The organism is Cyanobium sp. T1B-Tous, assembly GCF_024345475.1.
Classification (GTDB): Bacteria; Cyanobacteriota; Cyanobacteriia; order PCC-6307; family Cyanobiaceae; genus Cyanobium_A.
The window spans coordinates 1-5,172 of sequence record NZ_JAGQBE010000118.1 but is presented as its reverse complement, the minus strand read 5'-3'; the positions used below and the strand labels follow the sequence as shown (position 1 = coordinate 5,172).

General features: G+C 67.5%; 6 protein-coding genes. All 6 read right to left on the bottom strand.

From position 1 onward, the window contains the following. Nucleotides 1–1,306: terminase (locus tag KBY71_RS14935; RefSeq protein WP_254929673.1), on the bottom strand; the 1,306-nt coding region annotated here is incomplete at its 3' end. After that, nucleotides 1,303–1,818, bottom strand: a complete 516-nt coding sequence (locus KBY71_RS14930) for a hypothetical protein (RefSeq protein WP_254929672.1) — start codon at nucleotides 1,816–1,818, stop codon at nucleotides 1,303–1,305. The genes KBY71_RS14930 and KBY71_RS14935, both read right to left, overlap by 4 nt. After that, nucleotides 1,815–2,180 carry a hypothetical protein gene (locus tag KBY71_RS14925; RefSeq protein ID WP_254929671.1) on the bottom strand — a complete coding sequence of 122 codons (366 nt, stop codon included), beginning with the start codon at nucleotides 2,178–2,180 and terminating at the stop codon, nucleotides 1,815–1,817. The genes KBY71_RS14930 and KBY71_RS14925 overlap by 4 nt, the downstream gene beginning before the upstream one ends. An 8-nt stretch (nucleotides 2,181–2,188) precedes the next feature. Further along, the gene (locus tag KBY71_RS14920; protein WP_254929670.1) at nucleotides 2,189–2,584 is read right to left on the bottom strand and encodes a hypothetical protein; all 396 of its coding nucleotides are present in this window, start codon (nucleotides 2,582–2,584) and stop codon (nucleotides 2,189–2,191) included. Nucleotides 2,585–2,688: 104 nt separating this feature from the next. Then, nucleotides 2,689–3,396, bottom strand: coding sequence for a hypothetical protein (locus KBY71_RS14915; RefSeq protein ID WP_254929669.1), 708 nt, complete (start codon nucleotides 3,394–3,396; stop codon nucleotides 2,689–2,691). 291 nt (nucleotides 3,397–3,687) lie between these two features. Beyond that, nucleotides 3,688–5,172: PriCT-2 domain-containing protein (locus tag KBY71_RS14910; protein ID WP_254929668.1), on the bottom strand; the 1,485-nt coding region annotated here is incomplete at its 5' end.

The following is a 5,172-nucleotide window of genomic DNA, read 5'->3' as shown; positions in this document are numbered from 1 at the left end:
GGCGCAGGGTTCGCAGCACCGCCGGGCCGTTGGCGGCGTCTTCTATCAGGACGGCATGGGGACGCAGGCCCTGCTGCTCCAGGGCCGAGAGGGTCTGCAGCAGGAAGCGGATCGTCTCGGGCAACCCGAAGTGATGGCGGGTGGCCCAGAGCACCTCGATGTCGAGCTCCTGCCTGGCTGGGGCCGGGCTGGTCTGGGCTTCTGCCCTGTGGGGTTCCGGCAGCAGCAGTCCCTGGAGGATGAAGGCGCAATAGGACGAGTCGTCCTCCCCCTTGAACGACAGGTCGCAGGAGAGCACCAGCGGGCTGTAGCGCCGCTGCCGGCGGTTCTGGGGTGGCTGCAGCCACTGGCGCAGAAACACGTAGCCCTGGGCCGGGGTCGGTCGCTGCTGGTAGAGGGCCTGCCACCAGTACGAGCCCATGCGGGAGCGGATCTTGAGCAGCTCCTCGAGCGGGAAGCGCTCCGGGCAGAGGGCCTCACCCGGCTGGCGCCAGTCGGGCTGCACGGTGCAGGTGGGCGGGAACTGCTGCCGCTCGGCGGGAACCTCGGCAATGGCGGGCAGGTTGAGCAGGTGCCAGCCCTGGGGGGCATCACCGCCCTCCTGCTCCATCAGCCAGCCCACCATGTCCTGGTGATCCCAGCGGGTGAGCACGATCACTTGGGCCGCGATCGTGCTGGCGGTTGGTTCCGAGCGGGTGAACCAGACGGTGCGCAACCAGTCGATCAACCGCTCGCGGATAAGAGCTGAGCTGGCATCAGCCGGACCCTTGTAGGGGTCATCGATGATTCCGAGCGAATAGCCCTTGCCCGTGAAGGGTCCGTTGACGCCGGCAGCGATGCAGCCGCCCCGCAGGGGGGTGAGCCAGTTGCCGACGGCGGCGGAATCCTTGGAGAGCGGATGGCCACTCACCCTGTAGAAGTGGCGCGCCTCACGGGAGTGGGCATAGGCCAGCTCACCGGAATAGGAGGCGATGGCGCAGAACAGGTTCGGGTAGCGGGAGATCCAGTAGGCGGGAAACAGCTTGGAGACGAGCAGCGATTTGCCCAGCCGCGGCGGACAGGTGACGATCAGACGCGAGAGCTGGCCGTCAGCCACGGCCTGCAGCAGGCCGATCAGCACCTCTGTCCAGCGGTGGAAGCGGTAGCTGGGGTAGGCCTCGGCAATGAAGGCCTGGAAGCTCTGGGGCAGGCGGCGCTGGCTCTGGCGGTCGGGATCGGGCACCCCCAGCAGACCCCAGTCAGCCCAGAGGTCGGTGGTGCCCTGCAGCAACAGCCCGCCGGCAGAGGGCACAGCGCTGGTGCTCATGGGGCCTTGGCCCCCTGGGGGTCGGGCGGCTTGATCGGTGCCCGCAGCAGGCCGCCGATCTCGGCGATCACCCGCAGGGCGCCGACGGCTGCAGAGAACTGCTCGGCATCCATGGCGCGGCGGGCGCAGTCGTAGAGCGCATAGATGTGCTGGGCCTGGTGTTCAAGCCGGTTGCTGATCAGCTCCTCCACCATCCGCTTGCGAGCCAGATCGAGGTAGCGGTTGATGGTGCGGGTGTTGCTCACCCCCCAGGAAGCGGCCGCATTTGCCCGCATCGTCACCAGTGGTAGGCGCTGGGCGATCCAGAGCTGGGCCTCGGCGATGCGGCGCTCCACTTCGGCGACGGAGGGGCGGGGCGGCAGCTTCTGGTGCGGAAAGCGAGTCGCCAGACCCCGCGGGGAACCGGCCGGCTGGGGGTCTGGGTAGCGGGGGGTGCCGTCGTCGTCTTCCTGGGGGGCGGCATCGCGCAGCAGCTCAAACAGCTCCGCCGTCGTGGCCTGGGCTCGGCTCATGCGGCCACCGCTCCCTGCGGCAGCGCCGCGCGCACGTAGGAGGCCCACTGCTCGGGGGTGAGCACCACCCGCCAGGTGCCGCCGCGGAAGCGCACCCAGGTGGCGGCAAAGGGCACACCGGCATTGGCGGCCTGGAGCTGGGCCTCGCCGGGCTTGATTCGGGCGGCCGCGGCCACGTCTGACCAGCGGGCGATCTGAATCGCGTGACCGGGCACGCCATCGATGTCGCCGATGTCGCCGCCGGCGCCGTTGGTGCGGCCGGCACCGAGCTTGCGCCGCACCGGCATTGCCAAAAGATCGGCGATCAGCTGGGAGGCCTCCCGCTCTGCCGCGTCACCCTTGCGCTTCTGGGGATTGGCCATGGCGCTGCTCAGCTGGACCGGGGTGCCTTGACGGTCCAGAAGGGCTGGCCGGTCCTGGCCGTCGCCTGGCCTGAAGCGATCGCGTTTTTCTGGCCCTGCTTGAGCCGCTGCTCCTGCTGCCGCAGCGGCTCGGGGTAGTCGTAGCTGGTGCGGCCGGCGGACCAGCAGAAGCTGAAGTCGTTGTGGCAGAAGGAGGCATCGAGCTCGCCGGCATCGAGGGCGCTGCTGAGGGCGTCGAGCAGGGGCGCCAGCTCGGCGTCGATTGTCTTCTGGGAAGCCTTGAGCGCCGTGATCCGATCCAGCACCGCATCGAGATCAGCAGGGTCAGCCGCAACAGCGCCGAGGCCAACGCCTGGCGAGACATCGGCCTGCGCAGGGCGCAGGGCAGCAGGAGCGAGATCCACGGAGCCTCAGCAACAGGGACGAACAGCCCTGCCATTGCGAGGAAAGTTAGCGGCTCGCTAATGCAAGCCGCAAGTAATACCTTTCGATTGCAAGGTTGCGGCTATCAGAAGGGCCGATAGTGGCCGGCGTAGTGGGCCCAGGCCGCGGCCCAGGCGCTCAGGCACTCCGACCGTGAATAGAGCGGCGAGAACTGGCTGCGGCCAGGACGGCACCAGAGCGTCTGGCCGTAGTCGTACCAGTGGCCATGGCTCCATTCGAGCGCCATGTAGCCGCCGATCTGGGCCCGGGTGCAGTAGGTGCTGCCACTGGCCGAGAGGCTCTTGAGATCCGCCAGCACCCGCGCCGGGCCGCTCACGCCAGCCGGCCGGCCGCCGCTCACCGGAAGCTGCAGATCAACGAACGCCACATCAAAGGTCCCCGCGACGTTGCGCACCAGACAGCAGGTGGCTCGCTCCGAGGCGAGCACCTCCACCTCGTCCCAGCGCTCGTGGCTGATCAAGGGCTCGATCCACTCCCGGTAATCCAGAAAGTCCTCCTCGCTGGTCAGGCGGTTGAGCACCTCGGCAAGATCGACATCGCCGTCCTGGCGGTAGCGGCCGGCCAGGAAAAGCTCGAGGGCCAGGTGGCAGGTGTTGCCCCGCGGTTCCCACACCGGCCGGCTGGCTTCTATTCGCGCCAGGGCATAGCTGGATTTGGCCACCTGCAGCACACCGGTGATCGACACCGGGAACAGGTGGTCGCCCAGCCAGTAGCGGTGCTCCGGATCACGGCGCTGCAGACCGGGGATGGGATCGAGCCAGGTGGTGTTCATGCCGGACGCAGCAAGGGGGAGGGGGTGTCCCTAGGAGAGGGGCGTGAAGGCGTGAAAAATTCCGGCAGATCCTCCGCGCAGCAGCGGCTTTCGAGGATTGCGCCAGCTTGATTCAGCGATGAGCACAGGTGAATCGGTGAAATCACGGAGGTTTCATCGCCGTTCATCTTTTTTTCCATCCGCTCTGAACGCTAAGAACCACTGCACTGCAGGCTTTATCAGAGAAAAAATCATCCATTCATTCTTTGGATAGGGGGAGGGAGAGAGGGTGGAAGTGAGGGTTGGCAGAGGTCATCGCAACCAGCCTTCACAGCCGCCACTGCCCTGGCGGGTCAGCTCCAGCACCCGTTGGCCTTGGGGTGTCAGACACCAGGCGGTGCCGCCCTTGCGGACCAGGCCGCGCTTGCGCAACCAGGTGAGGTTGTTGCGCACGGAGCCCTCATGGAACGTGCCCAGGTCGTTGCAGAGGTAGGGGGTGCTGCTGGGCAGGCCACCGGCCTGGCGCAGCTCGATCGCATCCATCACCGCCACGCGGCAGTTGCGGGTGATCACGCCTTCTGTGATCTCAAAGCCGTCCTCGGTAAGGCGGTAGCTGAACTCCCGAGGCTGACTGCCGCGCAGCTTGTGCACGCTCCAGACATTGCAGGGGCCGCGGTCGCTGGTTTTGCGGGTGAGCTGATGCACCGCTGAGGGGATCTGGTTGATGTTCTGGTTGCCGGCCGCGGCCTGCAGTCCCTTACCGGCGCTCTTGCCGCCGGCTGGATGGTGCAGCCAGAGCAGCGAGCAATGACGGCAGACCAGCGCCTGCATCAGCCGCAGCAGGGTGCCCACCGGCCCGATCCCGAAGTTCACCCCGGCCAGCTCGAGCACCGCCTTGAGCGAATCGATCACCACCAGTGCGTAGTCGCCGGCGGCCAGCTCCTGGCGCAGTTCCTGCAGACCCGATGGGGTGCAGCACCAGGAGGGCATGGCCTCGGCCGGTTCGGCGCTCCAGATGGTCAGCTGCTCGATGACCTCCGGGTCATCGGCATAGCCCAGGTCCTCCAGGTATTCGCGCACCATGGCCCGGGCGCCCTCTCCGCCATCGGTGCCGATCCACAGCACCCGGCCGCTGCGGGTGGGTGGGATCTCCTGGTCGAGGAACGGCAGCCCTTTGATGCAGCAAACGGCCATGGCGGCCGCCGCCATCGTCTTGCCGGTGCCGCCCGCTCCAAAGAGCAGGTGATCGCGGCGCCAGAGCAGGAAACCCGGCAGTAGGTCTTCCGCCGGCGAGGCGATCGGATCGCAAAGCCGGCGATTGCGGCTGCCACCGCCATGGGAGCTCTGCAGCGGCAGCTGCCAGCGCACTGCCAGGGCGTAATAAAGACGCTCGTCGATCGCCTGGCCATTCACCCCGAGGCTCCAGAGGGAGGCGCGGACGGCCTGCTCCTGCGCCCAGGTGTCCCGCGTTTCGAGCAGGAGATTGAGCAGTTGCTCCAGCAGTTCAGCGATCTGCTCATCCCGCGGTGGTTCAGCGGGTGGGGGAAGCGAGGCCTGGCCGGTGCGCTCTGGGCCCAGGCTGGCAGCTGGCTCGCGGCTGTAGTGGAAGCCATCGAGCCCGGCGTAGTGGTGCAGGGTGCCGATCGTCACCCCTCTCCCCTTGAAGGAGCTCCACTTGGCGAGACACTCGGCCTCATCGAAGTTGGTGCAGCCGCGTGACCAGCTCACCCAGTCGCTCAGCAGGCCCGGGTCCACCGCGTGGAGCGCCATGCCGATCGCCAACCAGCTGGCGTAGTC